The sequence below is a fragment of the Microbacterium salitolerans genome (assembly GCF_019720895.1).
Taxonomy (GTDB): domain Bacteria; phylum Actinomycetota; class Actinomycetes; order Actinomycetales; family Microbacteriaceae; genus Microbacterium.
Genome location: NZ_JAHKSH010000001.1, coordinates 407,914 through 422,624 on the forward strand (window position 1 = coordinate 407,914; position 14,711 = coordinate 422,624).

The 14,711-nt window shown below is 64.7% G+C and carries 8 protein-coding genes; 7 read left to right on the forward strand and 1 reads right to left on the reverse strand.

The window, feature by feature from the left end; genetic code table 11:
* Positions 1 to 316: 316 nt before the first annotated feature.
* Both KOL93_RS01775 and KOL93_RS01780 read left to right on the forward strand, forming a co-directional pair.
* On the forward strand, positions 317 to 502 hold the full coding sequence (locus KOL93_RS01775; protein WP_221583585.1) for a hypothetical protein: 186 nt from the start codon (positions 317 to 319) through the stop codon (positions 500 to 502).
* Between the two features lie 114 nt (positions 503 to 616).
* Positions 617 to 1,486, forward strand: a complete 870-nt coding sequence (locus KOL93_RS01780; protein ID WP_221583586.1) for a hypothetical protein — start codon at positions 617 to 619, stop codon at positions 1,484 to 1,486.
* 227 nt (positions 1,487 to 1,713) lie between these two features.
* On the opposite strand, the gene KOL93_RS01785 is transcribed toward KOL93_RS01780, so the two are convergent.
* Positions 1,714 to 1,989: a helix-turn-helix domain-containing protein gene (locus KOL93_RS01785; protein ID WP_221583587.1), complete on the reverse strand. Its 276-nt coding sequence runs from the start codon at positions 1,987 to 1,989 to the stop codon at positions 1,714 to 1,716.
* Positions 1,990 to 2,060: 71 nt separating this feature from the next.
* On the opposite strand from KOL93_RS01785, the gene KOL93_RS01790 reads away from it, so the two are divergent.
* From KOL93_RS01790 to KOL93_RS01820, 5 genes are all read left to right on the forward strand, one after another.
* Positions 2,061 to 7,100 (forward strand): type ISP restriction/modification enzyme, encoded by a 5,040-nt coding sequence (locus tag KOL93_RS01790; RefSeq protein ID WP_221583588.1) that lies wholly within the window; start codon positions 2,061 to 2,063, stop codon positions 7,098 to 7,100.
* A gap of 96 nt (positions 7,101 to 7,196) precedes the next feature.
* On the forward strand, positions 7,197 to 11,933 hold the full coding sequence (locus tag KOL93_RS16055) for an AAA domain-containing protein (RefSeq protein WP_260405831.1): 4,737 nt from the start codon (positions 7,197 to 7,199) through the stop codon (positions 11,931 to 11,933).
* Positions 11,934 to 12,028: 95 nt separating this feature from the next.
* Positions 12,029 to 12,334 (forward strand): nucleotide pyrophosphohydrolase, encoded by a 306-nt coding sequence (locus tag KOL93_RS01810; RefSeq protein WP_308291508.1) that lies wholly within the window; start codon positions 12,029 to 12,031, stop codon positions 12,332 to 12,334.
* A gap of 1 nt (position 12,335) precedes the next feature.
* A complete protein-coding gene (locus KOL93_RS01815; RefSeq protein WP_260405832.1) occupies positions 12,336 to 14,066 on the forward strand; it encodes a DNA/RNA helicase domain-containing protein in 1,731 nt (576 codons plus the stop codon).
* A gap of 84 nt (positions 14,067 to 14,150) precedes the next feature.
* Entirely contained in the window at positions 14,151 to 14,603 is a 453-nt protein-coding gene (locus KOL93_RS01820; protein WP_221583589.1) for a hypothetical protein, read from the forward strand.
* Positions 14,604 to 14,711: the final 108 nt, after the last annotated feature.

Here is a 14,711-nt window from a genome sequence, read left to right on the forward strand (position 1 = left end):
TCGAACACCTCCTCCACCGAGCCTCGCGTGGCTGGCCTCGCCATGGATCGCGCTCCCGGGGGCCGGCAAGTAGCCGACCGCCGCGTGATCGGTAGAGCGTTCGCCATGAGCGAGCGTCTCACCGGAGACGAACCGTTCGCGGGCCTCGACGCGAGCGTCCGCGATTTCTGCTCCTTCGTGCTGTCCGACATGCATGGGAACATCCATCGGGGCTGCCTCGCAGAGATCCTCGTGGCACGCGTCAACGAATACTTCCCGTCCCGCGTTCATCCCGGACGACTTCGTGTTCTGCGTGAGTAGGATCCCGCGTTCGACCGTGTACGACGCGCTCGATATCGCCGCATGGCAGTTCTCTGTATGGTCCGGGACGACAGTGACGGACGCTCGGCAGAAGTCGATGCGGCTGGCGACGGTGGAGCGCCTCGGCGCTCGCCCCGTGGAGTGGGAGGATCTCGCTGTCGAGATCAGGAACGTCGCTCGACGCCTCAGCACCACCGAGTGACGGCACCAGGAGTTCCCGTGCGTGGCGTTCGGCCCGGATCCATCGCGGCGCCGCCCTGGACAGCCTGGCATCGGATCCGCTGATCACCGGATCTACTGTCAGTAACGTTGAGCCATGCGGCATCTCCGGTGGCTCGTTCCGCTCATCCTCATCCCGGTCACATATGTCGGGTGCGCCGAGCTCGTCCGCTGGATCACCCACCACTACGAGGCGTCCGGTGACGAACCCGGTGGGTGGGCGATCGTCCTGGTCGTGGTGCTCTTCCTAGCTACGTATGCGCTGCCGATCGCCGCGTTCATCGTGTTCCTCGTACAGGCGACGCGGGTGTACCGCCGTGGGCGACGCGCTCGCGGACGGTTCACCAAAGGCGAGCAGGCGCTGATCGACCTGCACCGCACCGACGCGTCGGCGTGGAATCATGCGGCCTACCTGCGGCGGGCGCTGCTCGCGCACGAGGTGCCGGCCCGGATCGATCGCCCTTGGGAGATCGTGCCCTACCCGGACGAGGAGTTCTTCCTCGATGTTCCGGCCCAGTACTCGCGGTTCCACGGACAGAACGTCTCGTATGACCAGACGTCGACGTTCGCGTTCGGCCACCCGGCCTTCGTCGTCGGGGCGCTCGCGATGACGGCTGTCGCGAATGGTGCTTCGCGGAGCAGCGCACGTCGCCAGGCGGCCGAGCAGTGGCGCGAACATCAGGGGGCGCGCGTGCTCGTCTCGAATCGGCGCCTGATCTGCGTCGCCGGCGGACGCCCGCTCACGTTCGACTTTTCCACCATGGTGGCCGTCTACCCGGAGGTCGACCAGCGAACGCTCGTGTGCCAGTTCGACAGCGCGGAGCCACTGATGCTCCACGGAATGCACGTCCCGCCGATTGCCGTGATCACGACGATGATGGCACTTGGCCCAGACGCTGTCGCTCGCCACCCGAGCCTCACGGTGCTGGATCTCGAGATCGATCCCGAGCGGCACGCGCTCGCGTGAGGCGCGGTCGGGGCGTGTCACAGGCACCGGCCCGCGGGTGGGACAGCAGGTCAGTGCGATCGCGGGAGATGGAGCACAGGCGCTGAGCGGCGGGCCCGCTCAGTCCGTGCCGATCGGCCGGGGCGAGTCGCGTTGATGGCCGCTGTAGGTATCGAGACGGTGATCGACGATCGTGGACCAGGCACGCTTGCGTGAGCACCGGATAAGGCTTGGGCATTCCCGACGACTCAGCCGGCGGACTTCTGTGCCCCGGCCCGCGCCGGTGTGAACATGTCCGACGCGACCCCGTCGAGGAGGTCGCCGGGCTCGACATCGAGGGCCTCTGAGATGCGCACGAGCGAGTAGACGTTCATCATCGCGCGGCCGGACTCGTAGCTGCGGATGTTCGACGAATCGATGCCCGCCTTCACCGCGAGCTGGTCCTGCGTCATCACGAGCCGCTGCCGAAATGTGGCGATCCGTGCGCCGATGTGCGCGGCGGCAGCAGAGGGAACGCGGGGCATCCCACAAGGGTCATCGGCACCGGCTCCCCGTGCCAGAGTTCGGGTGCCCGGGTACTTGTACACTCGGCGATATGCAGGCGACGGATCAGCCCCACGCCCACCTCCCGAAGAAGGGGCCGACATTCGCCCCCGCCGAGCCCGAAGGACACACTCCCTTCGATGTCCTGCTGGCGCAGTTGCGCGATCTGTCCGACAGCGAGCGGATGAAGGGCAACTACCTCGAGCAGTTGGCGAAGCACTACTTGACGATCGATCCGCAGTGGGGTGACCAGCTCGGTGCCGTCTGGCTGTGGAAGGCCTGGCCGGGGCGCGACGGCAAGCCCGACCTCGGTATCGACCTCGTCGCGGAGATCCAGGGCGGTGGCCTGCTCGCAGTTCAGGTGAAGTTCTACGGCGAGAACCACAAGATCCAGAAGTCGGATCTCAACTCGTTCTTCGAAGCGATGGGCAAGGATCCGTTCACCGAGGGTCTCGTCATCGACACGGTCCGCGACTGGTCGACCAACGCGCTGGAGGCGCTGCAGAACCGAACCAAGCCGGTCCGGCGCGTGGGGCTCGACCAGCTGAGGCACAGCGACATCGACTGGTCGACGTATGCGCTGATGGAGCCGCAGAGGCCGCCCAAGCGCCACGATCGGAAGGTCCCGCGCGCGCATCAGCACCGCGCGATCTCGGCCGTCATCGACGGTTTCACGCGGGATCCTGTCGAGGGCGGACCACTCGACCGCGGCAAGCTCATCATGGCGTGCGGCACGGGCAAGACGTTCACGGCCCTGAAGCTCGCTGAGCGTTGGACCCGTGAGCAGGCGAGCGGCGTGTCGACGATCCTCTTCATGGTGCCGTCGCTGGCGCTCCTGCAGCAGACGCTTTCGGAGTGGAGCACTGAGCGCGATCCGGAGACGAACTTCCAGGCGTTCGCGGTCGGCAGCGACATCAACATCGGTCGCACGAAGAACGGCGACCTGACGAGCGTGATGCTCGAGGATCTCGGGGCGCCCGCGACGACCGACGGTGCGAAGCTGGCCGATCTCATCGAGGCGCGCGGCGCCGTCGACGAGGGCATGACCGTCGTGTTCTCGACTTATCAGTCGATCGATGCCGTCGCGAAGGCACAGAGACTCGGTGCCCCGACATTCGACCTCGTCATCTGCGATGAGGCGCATCGCACGACGGGCGTCACGCTTGCCGACGACGACGAATCGCACTTCGTCAAGGTGCATGACAACGACGTCATCGCCGCGGAGAAGCGGCTCTACATGACGGCGACGCCGCGCATCTTCGCGCCCGAGGTGAAGAACACCGCGCGAGAGAAGGACGCGGAGCTCGTCTCGATGGATGACGAGCAGCTGTACGGACCTGTGCTCTTTCGCATCGGCTTCCACGAGGCGGTGCAGTCGCAGCTTCTCACCGACTACAAAGTCGTGGTCCTCGGCGTCAGTGAAGACCAGATCGTCGAGGGGTTCCAGCGTCAATTGGCGGAAGACGGCCACGAGCTGCAGATCGGCGATGTCGCGAAGCTCGTCGGCTGCTACAACGCGCTGGCGAAGCGCGAGGGGTCCGTCGAAGTCGGCGGATTCGGCGAGGACCATGAGCCGATGCGGCGTGCCGTCGCGTTCGCGAAGGACATCAAGACGTCGAAGGGCATCGCGAACGACTTCCAGCTGCTCGCCGATCGTCACCTGTCCAACGTGCTCAATGACGACCGCAGCGACGACCTCACGGTGCAGTCGGAGCACGTGGACGGGACGATGAACGCCACGAAGCGCGGCGAGCTCCTCGACTGGTTGAAGGCCGACGACCCCGAGGACTCGCTCGGCCGCCCGGTCGCGCGAGTGCTCACGAACGCGCGCTGTCTGAGCGAGGGTGTCGACGTTCCGAGCCTCGACGCCGTGCTGTTCCTGAACCCGCGTAAGAGCCAGGTCGACGTCGTCCAGGCAGTGGGGCGTGTGATGCGCCGCGCACAGGGCAAGCGCCTCGGCTACATCGTGCTCCCGATCGCGATTCCCGCCGGAATGGATGCGTCGGAGGCGCTCAACGATAACGACCGCTACAAGGTCGTGTGGCAGGTGCTGCAGGCGCTACGCGCCCACGATGAGCGTCTCGACGCCTCGATCAACCAGGCCGCGCTCACCGGCACTCCGCCCGAGCAGGTCACGATCGTCAAGCTCGACTTGACGAGCAAAAAGAAAGACGATGGCCCCGGCATCGGCGGCGCGAGCGGTGGCGAGCGCGATGACTTCGAAGAGTCAGGGGCTGAAGGCGGACGCACCGACGGTGCGACGGGTCCGGCCTATACCAAGCCCGCGTTGTTCCAGGCTGATGGCGCCGACGACTGGAAGGACGCGGTCTACGCGAAGCTCGTCAAGAAGGTCGGCGATCGCCTGTACTGGGACGACTGGGCGAATGACATCGGTGACATCGCGAAGCGCTTCATCGCCCTCATCACCGCGCACGTCGACGCCCCCGATGGCGACCGTGCCCCGTTCGATGAGTTCGTGAAGGCCCTGCGGGCGACCGTCAACCCCGAGGTGAGCGAGAACGAGGCGATCGAGTTGCTCGCTCAGCACCTCATCACGAAGCCCGTGTTCGAGGCGATGTTCCCCGAGAACTCGTTCACCGCAGACAACCCCGTCTCAGTCGCGATGGAGAACGTGATCGCGACCTTCCACGAGAACCAGGCATTCGTGCGCGAGCGCGAACCGCTCGAGGCGTTCTACACGAAGGTGACGGATCGGATCCGCGGGCTCGAGACCGTGAGCGCGAAGCAGCAGATGCTCGTGACGCTCTACGACAAGTTCTTCACGAAGGCGTTCCCCCTGCTCGCAGACAAGATGGGGATCGTCTTCACGCCTGTGCCGGTCGTCGACTACATTCTGCGCTCCGCGGACGCGGCGCTGCATCGCCACGTCGGCAAGCGGCTGAGCGATGAGGGGGTGAACATCCTCGAGCCCTTCGTCGGCACGGGCACGTTCCTCACGCGCCTGATGCAGACGGGGCTCGTGAAGCCCGAGGATCTGTCGCGCAAGTACGCGAGCGAGATGTTCGCGAACGAGATCGTGCTGCTCAGCTACTACATCGCCGCGGTCAACATCGAGAGCGTGTACCGGGAGTTGTGCGCCGAGAACGGCATCGTGCCCGTCGAAGGCGGGTTCGCGGGGATCAGCCTGACCGATACGTTCGCGATGGACGAGCGCGACAGTCAGCTTGCTGGGGGAGTGTTCCCAGAGAACACGGCGCGACTGGAGCGACAGCGCGCGTCGGACGTCGACGTGATCGTCATGAATCCGCCGTATAGGGCGAACCAACAGAGTTCGAACGACAATGCACAGAACGCGAAGTACTCGAGCCTCGATTCGCGGATCGAAAGTACATACGTAGATCGGTCGAGCGGAGGGAAAAAGGGCGCGCTCTACGACTCGTACTACCGGGCGCTGCGGTGGGCGACGGATCGGTTGGGCGAGGACGGCGTGATCGCATTCGTCTCGAACTCGGGATTCGTTGACGGCGGCACGGCCGATGGCGTGCGGCTGAGCTGGGTGGACGAGTTCAGCGATGTGATCGTCTACAACCTGAGGGGCAACCAGCGCCTCAAGAACTGGCGGACCGAGGGCGGCAAGGTGTTCGGGGAAGGGAGTCAGGCGGGCATTGCGATCACAGTCCTCGTCAAGGATCCTTCGCACACCGGCCCCGCGCGCATCCACTACGCCGACATCGGTGACGGGCTCTCTCGTGAAGAGAAGCTCGACAAGCTCGCACACGAGGCGTCGATCGAGGGAACGAGTTTCGACGTCGTGACGCCGAACGTCGCGGGCGACTGGATCAACCAGCGCGACGAGCGCTTCGGCACCTGGAGCCCCACCGGTGACAAGGCGACGAAGGGTAAGACAGACACGTCGGGGGTGTTCCGCGACTTCTCCCTCGGTCTCGCCACAGCACGAGACTCCTGGGCCTTCAACTTCAGCGAACAGGCCCTGCGAAAGAACATCCGCACCCACGTCGATCACCTGAACGACGAGCGCGAACGCGTGTGGGCGCTGAACGAAGCCGGCGACACGACGCCAGTCGAGAAGCTGCTCGTGCGCGACTCGACGCGAGGTTCCTGGGCGCCGTCGAATATCGCGGACCTGAAGCGAAATCGCGCGACTGGGCTGGAAGAACGAGGGTTCCGCACTGCGCTCTACCGGCCATTCATTCGGCAGTGGCAGTACTTCGACCCATCGGGGCGCCTGAACGAGCGCACCTACCAGCTCCCGAAGATCTGGCCGACGGTGGAGCATGCGAACTTCGCGATCGCGGTGAGTACCAAGGGGTCCGGCCCGCTCTTCGTTGATCGCATCCCCAGCCTTGACCTCCATGGTCTTGCCCAGGTCTTCCCCCGCTACATTTGGCAGCCCGTCGCTTCGGACGACGGCGGCTTCAACTTCGACGCCCTGCCAGAGCAGGACGGTCAGATCATCGGCAACTACCGCCGCGTTGACAACATCACAGATGCCACCCTCGCCCGCTACCGCAAGGCGTACGGCGACGCGATGCCGGTGGGTGATGCCGAGGCGAAGGACGACATCTTCTACGCGGTCTACGCGCTCCTGCACCACCCGACCTACCGCGAGACCTACGCGGCCGACCTGCAGAAGATGCTCCCGAGGATCCCCCTCGTCGAGCGCTTCCCGGAATACGCGCGCGTCGGCCGCGCCCTCGCCGATCTGCACGTCGACTACGAGCACGTCGAACCGTATCCGCTCGACGAGATCGTGGCGATCGACGCCCCGGAGGATCCGTTCGAGCTCTACCGGATCCAGAAGCTCGCGTGGGCGAGTCGAAAGGACCGCTCGACGATCCGCTACAACGCCCACCTCACGCTGAAGGGCATCTCCGAGGAGGAGGCGCTCTACAAGGTCGGCGGTCGCAGCCCGCTGGAGTGGATCATCGACCGCTACCAGGTGAAGACCGACAAGAAGAGTGGGATCGTCAACGACCCGAACGCCTGGCTGCGCGAGCACGACAACCCCCGCTACGTCGTCGACCTCATCAAGAGCCTCGTGACCGTGAGTCTTGAGACCCAGCGGCTGATCGGAGAGCTCCCTGGCTTCGCCGTAGTCGATGGGTACTAATACACGGGTGCGAGTGCAATGAGCCTGGCGGTGCGCTGATCGAGGACCAGCTCGCTGCTTGGGTCGGTTGGTACAAGAGCAGGAATGGGACGACTCATGCAGGAACGTGATGCCGAAGCGACGGCTCCCACCGTCGCGAATCAGGTATTCGAACTTCTGGAGTATCTCTCCGCCGCCGCGCGCGAGCTCGGGCCCGCTCCCGTGCGGGATGTCCGGAAGCATGACGTATCGGTTTGGCCGGCGGATCTGCCGGAGCACCCTGCTGTCACGGTCGGGGCCAGTGCGAACGGTGCCTGGATGGAGGTCAAGCGCGTCGCCGCCCCGGAGCTGCTCGCGGTGCCGGAGGAGCTTCGCGGGATCCTCCGTGTCGGCGAACACATCACGACTCCTCAAGTTCGGCCGACCTGGTCGGCGGATGCCATCACCGCGAAGGCCGAGAAGCGGGTGGTGGAGGAAGCAGGCGATCCTGGTCATGAGGACGGAGCGGCGTCGATGGAGCGCACTGCGCGCGTCCGCCAGGTCCGGTCTGAGATCATCGCGAACGTCGACGATTGGATTGTCGGCGCCTGGGAGCCCTGGGCGGATCGAGTCCGCCCTGCGTTCGAAGCGAGAGCCCTCTACTCCCAGCTTTACGACCTCCATCTGAAGGAGGACGCGGACTCGGCGACGCATGAGGTCGTGTGGGGGCACCTGTTGCTTTCGTGGAGAGGCGAGAGCGAAACGGTCCTGACACCGATGCTGACCACTCCGGTCATGATCGAAGTCGACTCTCTCAGTGCCGCAATTCGGGTCGTCGCGGAGAAGCCGCTCGAACTCGAGCTCGATGTCGTCGAAGGCACCGACCTCCCCGGGGTCGAAGGGCTCGTTCGTCTGCAGGCCGAGGTACGAGATTCGCCGCCGGATCCATGGGATGTCGAGGCGCGTCAGCAGGCGCGCCAGCAGATCATCGCGCCTCTCGGCGTTGACGCGCACCTCAGCGAATCGCGTGAGCCCGAGAGGCCGACCTTCTCACCCCGCTTGGATGACGGATGGGTGATCGTGAAGCGTCGCCGGCCGATGCGACAGGAACGCTTCTACGACGAATTGGCGCACAAGCTCGGAGACGAAGACCTCGTGCCGGAGGCGCTGGCATCGGTCGTCGCCGATCGAGACCAAGTGGATGAAGCCGTGCGCGAGTCTGGTCAGGACGTTTCCACCGACGACGGCACAGCCGACCGACTGATGATGCCGCTGCCCACAAACGCCGAGCAGGAGCGCATCGCTCGGCAGCTCGCGACATCGCGTGGCGTGACGGTGCAGGGCCCACCCGGGACCGGGAAGTCTCACACCATCGTCAACCTCGTCTCGCATCTCGTCGCGCAGGGGAAGCGCGTGCTTGTCACCGCAGAGAAGGAGCAGGCGCTCTCAGTGCTTCGGGACAAGATTCCTGAGCCGCTCCGTGACCTGTCGATCGCCGTCCTTGGATCGACCCCAGCGGCGATGGAGGAGCTTCGTTCCTCGGCACAGGCGATGCAGGACTCACTTTCGTCGATCGATGTTTCGCGTGAGACAAACCGAAGCCGCGAACTCGGTACACGGATCGACGAGCTGCGAGAGCAGATTCGGCTCACCGACGCCAAGCTTGTGGAGGCGCTTCGAAGTGAGCAGCGTGAGTACCCCCTGCCATCCGGGCCGGCCCGGGCCCCACAGGTCGCTGAGTGGTTGGCCAAGGACCGTGATCTCGACATCGTCGACGACGCCGTAGCTCCCGAGGTCCGCTTCCCGCTCACCGACGATGAAGTGCACGAGCTCGTCGGGTTCCTTCGCACGGTATCGTCCGCGGACTCCGAGGCGTCTTTGCAGGATCTGCCGACGGATGAGTGGATTCCCACTCAAACGGATCTCGAGGAACGCTGGCGTCGTCAGCAGTCGCTTCGTGACGTCGTCACCACACTGGAGGATGACGGGCTCAACGTGGCAGGCGTCGACAGCATCGATGTCGATACGATCTCCGCGACCGCTCGGTACGCGCGAGAGTCTGCTGATGCCCTCACTCGCCTGGGTGGGCCTTGGGAGGCCCCATTTGCGCAGGCGATTCGGGAGTCATCGCCCGCCGTCGCATGGATGATGCCGCACAATTCCACTGTGCAGGAGCAACTGCAGGCGGTACGCGGGCACGCGGACCGGCTGGCGGGGCACGTCGTCGAGGTTCCTGATGGCGATCCTGCGATTCAGAATGCTCTCCTCCGGGAGTGGCACGGGCGGATCACGGCCGGAAAGAAGATCTCGGCATTTGCTCGCCGCGATCTCAAGGACCTCAACGCTCAGACGCGGGTCGACAACTATCCTGTCACGACGACTCCGCAACTGGATCTGGTCTGGACAGCCATGGATCAACGCGTCCGGCTCCGCGGGATCCACACGCTGATGCGGCAGACCTACGAGCCGCTCGGTATTCCCGTTCCGCCGTTCGATCCGTCATTCCAATTCGCGGCCGAACGGACCGCGGCTCGTGTCGCTCAGCTCCACACGTGGTGGACCGAGACGTATCGCGCGCTGACCGAGCGCCTGCAGCCCCTGGTCGCCGTGGAGGATCCCGCGTCGCAACCGCAGCGGCTCACCCAGGCGGCCGAGCTTCTCGACCGTGCGGCCGCGCGCGCAGAGGAGCGCGCTCTGACAGCGACGCTGCAGACGTTGAAGGGCGACCTCGCCGAACGATCGCAGCGGGCAGGATCCTCGCCAGTGTGGGGAGACCTGGTCGACGCCGTCGACTTCGCACGGCCCGACAAATGGGGTTCCGCGATCGACGAAGCAAGGAGACTCCTCGCGGTCCGCGCGAAGGCGACTCGAGCGGGAAGCCTGCTCAGCAGGATCGCGGAGGCCGGCGCACCGAAATGGGCGCGCCAGCTGCGCGAAACACGGGCTGACGAAGATGTCACGGGCGATCTTGAGCACGTCGAACTCGCCTGGGATCGCGCTCGCGCCCGGACATGGCTGGTGTCACTTCACAAAGAGTCAGATGTCGATGCGCTCATGTCCCGCTCCCACGCTGACGCGCAGGAACTTCGCCGCGCGATCACGGATCTGGCAAGTCGATCCGCGCGCGTGGAGCTCAAACAGAACATCAAGGACCGCCAACGACGTGCGCTCGATGTCTGGCTGACGGCCGTGCGACGCGTGGGAAAGGGAACGGGCAAGAACGCGCCGAGATTCCGAGCCGCGGCCCGCGACGCACTGCCAGCGGCGATGGGTGCCGTACCTGTGTGGATCATGCCGATCTATCGCGTCCTTGAGAACTTCGATCCGCGCCGATCTGAGCTCTTCGACGTCGTGGTGGTCGACGAGTCCTCCCAGTGCGACCTGCTGACGCTCGGAGTGCTTGCGCTCGGGAAGAAGGCGGTGATCGTCGGTGACGACAAGCAGACCACCCCGAACCTTGTCGGCATCGACACGTCGCGCATCGCGGCGCTGCAGGATCAGCACCTGCGCAGCGTCCAGGAAGCGAAGCTTCTCACTGTGGACGAGTCTCTCTACTCGATTGCAAGTCGCGCGTTCCCCTCTCTGATCGCGTTGAAAGAGCACTTCCGCTGCGTGCCGGAGATCATCCGATTCTCAAATCGCTACTACGACGGAGCGATCAAGCCGCTGCGCGAGCTCAGCGTGTCTCAGATCGGAGACCCCGTTCGCGTTGTGCGGGTTGAGGAAGCTGTCTCGGAGAGAATCGGCAGCAATCGCGTCAATCGCCGCGAGGCGGAGGCTGTCGCCGATCAGGTGGCAGCGTGCATCGCGGACCGCGCGTACGACGGCCTCACATTCGGTGTCGTCACGATGATGAGCGGACCCCAGGCCCAGATCCTCCAGGACATGATCCGTGACCGGATCGGAGACGCGGAGTTCGAGCGACGTCGAATGCGCGTCGGAAATCCGCCGCTCTTCCAGGGGGATGAGCGCAACGTCATCTTCATCTCGATGGTTGCGCACGACAATTCCTCCGCGGCGACGCGACTGTGGCACGCGCAGTGGGCGAACGTTGCGGCTTCCCGCGCGCAAGACCAGCTCTGGGTTTTCCACAGCATGGATCCCGCAACGCTCAACCATCAAGACGAGCGCCGCGCGATGATCGAGTACGCCCGCGGCGTCGAACACCGCGACGAGACCGAGGATCTGTTCGATCTGACGGAGTCGAAGTTCGAGCGTGATGTTCTCCAGCAGATGCTGGACCGTGGATACGAAGTCGAACCGCAGCACCAGGTTGGAAGCTATCGAATCGACTTCGTCGTGCGAGTCGCGCCCGGGGAACGTCTCGCGGTCGAATGCGATGGTGACTCCTTCCACGGCCCCGACAAGTGGGATGAGGATGTGCGCCGGCAACGAGTGCTCGAACGACTGGGATGGACGTTCTGGCGCGTTCGTGCGTCGGCCTACTACCTGGATCCGTCGGCGTCGATGCAGGCTTTGTGGGATCGTCTCGGAGAGATGCGAGAGCGAGCCGCGCAGAAGGAGGCGCGCCGCCGATCAAGCACCCCAATCGAGATCGCGGACGCGAGTCAGGGAGACGAATCGACGGGAGAACGAGTTGACGACGACGCCTTCGAGGCGGGAGCCGACGTTGAGGTCGTCCCCGTAGGTCCCGTCGGCGCGGATCATGAACGAGCGCAGAACGGCGGCCGGTTCTCGCGTTCTCGCGTTGAACCCGACGACGGGTCGCTGAGATCGTCTCGCGACCAGGAGAATCCTGACCCGGCGGACGTTCGTCGATGGGCGCGGGCCAACGGCTACGAGATCGGCGACCGCGGTCGAGTCGCGCACGACATCCGCATGGCGTACGTCGAGGCACACCGCTCGAACGGATAGTTCCGCTCTCGTCGTCCGTGAAGGTTTCGCGCGGGCGGAGTCCATTCATGAATGCCCTGGCGCCGATGCCCAACTTCGCCGATACGCTGACCAACGTGTCCCTCCCCGCAGTCCAACGCGATCTGCGCGCCTTCGTCGCCGAGCGCGACTGGGCCCAGTTCCACAGCCCCGAGAACCTCGCGAAGTCGATCTCGATCGAGGCGGCCGAGCTGCTCGAGGAGTTCCAGTGGGGCGAGCCACGCGACGATGATGGGGTACGCGACGAGCTCGCCGACGTCCTGACCTACTGCCTTCTCCTCGCTGAACGGCTCGGGGTGGATCCGCTCGAGATCGTCCGCGACAAGCTCGCGAAGACGCGCGAGAAGTACCCCGTCGAAAAGGCCCGCGGGCGGAGCGCGTAGTATGACGAGCTTTAGCATCGAGCGGCACCGGTTCACGGATGCCGAGGTCGCGCGGCTTGCCGGATCCCGAGATCGCTACAGCAACTGGCCGGTCGTCTATCTGCTCAACGACGAGCGCTCGATCTACGTCGGGGAGACGCTCAACGCGGCCAAGCGATTGCGCCAGCATCGAGACCCGAAGTCGCACAATCGCGACATGAAGCAGGTGCGCATCGTGCTCGGCGACGAGTTCAACAAGTCGGCCTGCCTCGATCTCGAGTCGCAGCTGATCCGCTACTTCAGCGGCGACGGCCAGCGGCAGGTGAAGAATCGCAATGACGGTGTCACCGATGCCGACTACTTCGATCGTCACCGATACCAGCCGAGCTTCGACGCGATCTTCGATGCCCTCCGCGCCGAGGACATGTTCACGAAGTCGCGGCACGAGATCGAGAACAGCGACCTCTTCAAGCTGTCGCCGTTCAAAGCTCTGACGGTCGAGCAGCGCGCGGCCGTCGAGGGGATCCTTGACGGTCTGTTCGACGATCTGGCGGCCGGGCGCGACAGTATGTCCGTGATCCAGGGAGCAGCCGGCACGGGCAAGACGATCGTCGCGATCTACCTCATCAAGCTGCTCAGCGACATCGCCGCGGCCGACGACATCGACGCGTACGAGAGCGATTCGGTTTTCTCCGACTACTTCCAGCGCGGCTTTCCGCGGCTCGCACAGGGGCTGCGGATCGGGTTCGTCATCCCGCAGCAGTCGCTGCGCACATCCGTGCAGGCGGTCTTCAAGCGCACGCCGGGCCTCACCAAGCACATGGTGATGAGTCAATTTGACGCAGGCAAACGCGACGAGCACTTCGACCTGCTCGTCGTCGACGAGGCGCACCGCCTCACGCGTCGCGCGAACCAGTCGTCGGGCGGCCTCAACCGCGACTATCGCGTCATCAACGAGAAGCTTTTCGGGCGCGACGACGACGCGTATACGCAGCTCGACTGGATCCGCGCGAAGAGCACGCACCAGATCTTCCTCATGGACAGCGGGCAGAGTGTGCGTCCGGCCGACATCTCGCTCGACACCCAGCGTGCTTTGCGGGATGAGGCACGGGGCGCCGGGCGCTGGCATCACCTGATGACGCAGATGCGCGTCAAGGCCGGCACGGACTACGTGGGATGGGTGCGCGACGTGCTGTCGGGGAACACACCGGATCCCGTCGACCTCGGCGAGTACGACTTCCGATTCTTCGACTCGCCCACGGAGATGCGCGAGGCGATTCTTCAGCGGGAGCGCGAATCCGGCCTGTCGCGCATGCTCGCCGGATACGGCTACGAATGGCGCTCGAGAAGAGATCCGTTGGCATACGACATCGAGATCGGCGACTTCCGCATGCGCTGGAACTCGAAGACGACCGACTGGATCAACTCTCCGCGATCCGTCGATGAGGCCGGTTCCATCCACACCGTGCAGGGCTACGACCTCAACTACGTCGGCGTCATCATCGGCCCCGAGCTGTACTGGGATCCGGTCGAGGAGCGGATCCGCGTCGACCGCGACCGCTACTTCGACAAGAAGGGCAAGGAGAACAACCCGAAGCTCGGCATCGTCAACGGCGAAGCGGAGCTCAACGCACTGATCGTCAACATCTATGTGGTGCTGATGACCCGCGGGATGCTCGGGACGTATGTCTACGTGCATGATGCGGCGTTGCGGGAGCGGTTGCGTGGGGTGTTCGGCAACGCTCTGCGCTGAAATGTCAGAGGTTCGCGTGAGGCTTCTCGCGGGCAGTCGGTGAGGCATCCGGCGCCTGACCTGAGCGACGGGGAATGAGACCCCATGGCGCACAACAGCGGAACTTCTTTGACTCCGATTGCCGATGAGCATCGGATCGAATTCGGACGTCACCCCTACGACCAGAGTGCGAGTTCGATTCTCACGGATCTGTCCGATGACGACATCCGTGACCTCGTCGTCGAGCTCGCAGGACGCAAGCAGCTGCACCGCAGTGCCGTCATCGGTTCCTACTCGATCGCTGTGGTGTGGTTGGTCGCTGGCGTGACCGTCATGGTCGGCGGGCAAGAGATCTCTGACCGGATCGTTGTCGCCGGTGTGATGTCGACGGTCAGTGCGCTGTTCATCGCCCTCGGGTTCTATTACATCTTCTCCGACCCAGACCGTGCGCGACGGGCGTGGGCAGCGTCCCTGGAGATGGAGCGAGAGAAGCGCGCACAGGCGGCAGCTGCACGAGGCCGACGCAGGCGCAAGACATTCTGGCCACGCTGGAGGTGAGCTCCGTAGCTTGCGCTCCGCCGTGTCGCTCACGCGTAAGTGTGAGTAGCGCGTTCGTTACTCGTGTTTATGTTAACTAAACATGAGTAACGCGTGCGACAATCAGCT